Source organism: Mesorhizobium sp. M7A.F.Ca.AU.001.01.1.1 (assembly GCF_004022735.1).
In the GTDB taxonomy this organism is placed as follows: domain Bacteria; phylum Pseudomonadota; class Alphaproteobacteria; order Rhizobiales; family Rhizobiaceae; genus Mesorhizobium; species Mesorhizobium ciceri.
On sequence record NZ_RZPF01000691.1, the window covers coordinates 1 to 3,509 of the forward strand.

General features: G+C 65.1%; 4 protein-coding genes. All 4 read left to right on the top strand.

Annotated elements, in window-relative coordinates; all coding sequences use genetic code 11:
* A partial coding sequence (locus EN884_RS29925; RefSeq protein ID WP_164767182.1) for a glutathione S-transferase family protein occupies positions 1-293 on the top strand: 293 nt, incomplete at its 5' end.
* The gene (queG, locus tag EN884_RS29930) at positions 274-1,428 is read left to right on the top strand and encodes a tRNA epoxyqueuosine(34) reductase QueG (protein ID WP_027161203.1); all 1,155 of its coding nucleotides are present in this window, start codon (positions 274-276) and stop codon (positions 1,426-1,428) included. The genes EN884_RS29925 and queG, both read left to right, overlap by 20 nt.
* Positions 1,425-2,324 (top strand): SDR family oxidoreductase, encoded by a 900-nt coding sequence (locus tag EN884_RS29935; protein WP_063170414.1) that lies wholly within the window; start codon positions 1,425-1,427, stop codon positions 2,322-2,324. Before queG ends, EN884_RS29935 begins: the two co-directional genes overlap by 4 nt.
* A gap of 149 nt (positions 2,325-2,473) precedes the next feature.
* Positions 2,474-3,509, top strand: a 1,036-nt coding sequence (gene mepA, locus EN884_RS29940; RefSeq protein WP_128360913.1) for a penicillin-insensitive murein endopeptidase, incomplete at its 3' end; no start/stop codon positions are given.

A 3,509-nucleotide genomic window follows, 5' to 3' on the forward strand; every position in this document is an offset into this window, starting at 1 on the left:
ACTCGGGCGCGATCCGTGCGGCGCGCGCCAACATCCGCCAGCACATGAAATACACCAACTGGCTGGCCGGCACCCGCCATTGGCTGGCCGGCTCGAGGGTCACCTATGCCGATCTCGCGGCCGCGGCGACGCTGTCGGTGCTCGATTATCTCGGCGAGATAGACTGGCGCGAGCACAGCGCTGCTCGCGAATGGTACACGCGGGTCAAGTCGCGGCCTTCCTTCCGGCCGCTTTTGACCGACCGGGTGCGCGGCCTGTCACCGGTGTCGCATTATGCGGACCTCGACTTCTGACGCCGCAAAACTGCGCGCGCTGATCGACGCTGAGGCGCAGCGCGCCGGCTTCGATGCCGTCGCCGTCACCTCCCCCGATGCGATCCCGCTGGCGCCGGCGCGCCTGGCCGAATTCGTCGCCGATGGCTTTCACGGCTCAATGGACTGGATCGCCGAGACGCTGCAACGCCGCAGTGAACCAACGGCCCTCTGGCCGCAGGTACGCTCGATCGTCGTGCTGGCGATGAACTACGGCCCCGACCATGATCTTCGCGAAGTGCTGGCCAAGCGCGACCGCGGCGCGATCTCGGTCTATGCGCAAAACCGCGACTATCACGATGTGATGAAAGGCCGGCTGAAGGAGATCGCCGGCAAGCTCGTTGCCCGCGCCGGCGGTGACGTGAAGGTGTTCGTCGACACCGCACCTGTCATGGAAAAGCCGCTGGCCGAAGCCGCCGGGCTTGGCTGGCAAGGCAAACACACCAATCTGGTCAGCCGCGAGCACGGCTCCTGGCTGTTCCTCGGCACCATCTTCACCACCGCTGAACTGGTGCCCGACCGCGCCGAAATCGACCATTGCGGCTCCTGCCGCGCCTGCCTCGACGCATGCCCGACCGATGCTTTTCCGGCGCCCTACCGGCTCGATGCGCGGCGCTGCATTTCCTATCTCACCATCGAGAACAAGGGGCCGATTCCGCACGAATTCCGCGAAAAGATCGGCAACCGCATCTATGGCTGCGATGACTGTTTAGCCGCCTGCCCGTGGAACAAATTCGCCCGGGCGGCTTCGGAAGCAAAACTCGCCGCGCGCGATGATCTGCGCGAACCACCGCTCGCCGACCTTTTGGGTCTCGATGACGCGGCCTTCCGCGCTTTCTTCTCCGGTTCGCCGATAAAACGCATCGGCCGCGATCGGTTCATCCGCAACGTGCTGATCGCCGCCGGCAATTCCGGCGATGCCTCTCTTGCCGACACTGTGCGCGCCTTGCTGGACGATGCCTCGCAGCTGGTGCGGGGCGCGGCAATTTGGGCGCTGGCGCGGCTGGTGCCCGATGCCGAATATTCAGAAAGGGCAGCCCTCGGCCTGAAAACCGAGAGCGACGAAGCCGTGCGCGACGAATGGCGTCTGGCGCGGCCAACCAGGGCGAATGCATGAGCGAAAAGCAGATATTCATCTTCGGCGCCGGCTATTCCGGCAGGGCTTTTGCTCGGGCCAACAAAGGCGCCGCGACGATCTTCGGCACGACACGCTCGCCGGAAAAATTCGAGACGCTACGGCAGGCCGGCATCGCCCCGCTGCTGTTCGACGGTGCGCTGACCGAGGAAATCGGCGATGCACTGGAAAAGACAACGCATCTGCTGATTTCGGTCGCCCCGGAGGAGGCTGGCGATCCCGTGCTGGGTGCCGCCCGAGAGGCAATCGCTCAAATGCCGGCGCTGGAATGGATCGGCTATCTCTCTACGGTCGGGGTTTACGGCAATTATGACGGCGCCTGGGTCGATGAAACGGCTGAATGCCGGCCGGTGTCGAAGCGTTCGATGATGCGGGTGGCGGCAGAGCAGGACTGGCTGGAGCTGGGCCGCGAGATTCGCCGGCCGGTGGCGATCCTGCGACTCTCCGGCATTTACGGGCCGGGCCGCAATGCCCTGCTCAATCTGGAAAACGGCAGCGCAAGGCGGCTGGTCAAGCCCGACCAAGTGTTCAACCGCATTCATTGCGACGACATTGCAGGCTCCCTGTGGCAGCTCATCCAAGGCAATAAAGGCGGCATCTTCAACGTCACCGACGATCTGCCGGCGCCGCCGCAGGACGTCGTCGCCTATGCCGCATCATTGATGGGCATCGAACCGCCGCCCGAGATTCCTTTCGACGCCGCCCAACTTTCGCCCATGGCGCGGTCCTTCTATGGCGAGAACAAGCGCGTCGGCAACGCGGCGATCAAGGCGGCGGGCTATTCCCTGCGCTTTCCGGACTACCGCGCCGCCTTCGACCATATGTGGGCGAGCGGCGACTGGCGCGACGGCGAGGCGCGCAGCCCGATGAAGCGCTAAAAGCAATTCCAGGAAAAGTGTGACACGGTTCTCCGTCCGGGATTGCGTCAAAACAGAGATAGAGCGGTTCACCGTTTCGGTGAACCGCTCTATCGATCGAAGCGTTCCGCGTTGCATGCTATGATTCGGCCTGGTGGGGATCCGGTTTCATGAAAACACCGATACAGCCATCTCTCGGCAAAAAATTCAGGCTGGCGGCCGCTCTCGGCCTGTTCGTCCTTGCCGGTCTAGCCGTACGGCCGGCCGCGGCCGAGGAACGGGCAAAAGACCTGTTCGGCGCCAAGAAACTGCCAGCCGCGAGCGCGGCGCAATCGATCGGCTTCTATTCCAAGGGCTGTTTTGCCGGCGGCGTCGCCATTCCCATGGACGGTCCGACCTGGGAGGTGATGCGGCCGTCCCGCAACCGTCGCTGGGGCCATCCGGCTATGATCGCGGTGATCGAGAAATTGTCGCGCGACGCGGCAGCCGATGGTTGGCCGGGCCTGCTGATCGGCGACATTTCGCAGCCGCGCGGCGGCCCGATGCTGACCGGGCATGCCTCGCACCAGATCGGGCTCGACGCCGACATCTGGCTGACGCCGATGCCCAGCCGCCCGCTGTCGATGGCGCAGCGCGAATCGATGAGCGCCACCTTGATGGTCGATGAGAAGACCCATCTGGTGAAGGACGCGCTGTGGACGCCGGCGCACACAAGGCTTCTGAAGCGGGCGGCGAGCTACAGCCAGGTCGAGCGCATCCTGGTCAATCCGGGCATCAAGAAGAAACTCTGCGACACCGTCAGGGGCGACCGCGGCTGGCTGCGCAAGATCCGGCCGTTTTGGGGCCACGACTATCATTTTCACATGCGCATCGGCTGTCAGCCGGGATCCCCCGGCTGCAAGGCGCAGGAAGCGACGCCGGACGATGACGGTTGCGGCAAGCCATTGGCCTGGTGGTTCACGCAGGAGCCGTGGCGGCCCAACAAGAACCCGGATGCCCCCAAGGCACGCGACCTGATGACGATGGCGAACCTGCCGAGCGAATGCCGCGCCGTGCTCGACGCGCCGGGGCCGGCCTCGGCCGAGGCGGCGACCTATCATGGCGGCGGCGTGCCGGTCGCGGCTGCCGCACCCGAACCCGAAGCGCCGTCATTGTCCGCCACGCCGGCCGCCGCCGGCTTGCCAAGTACGGTGAACGCCTTCACGG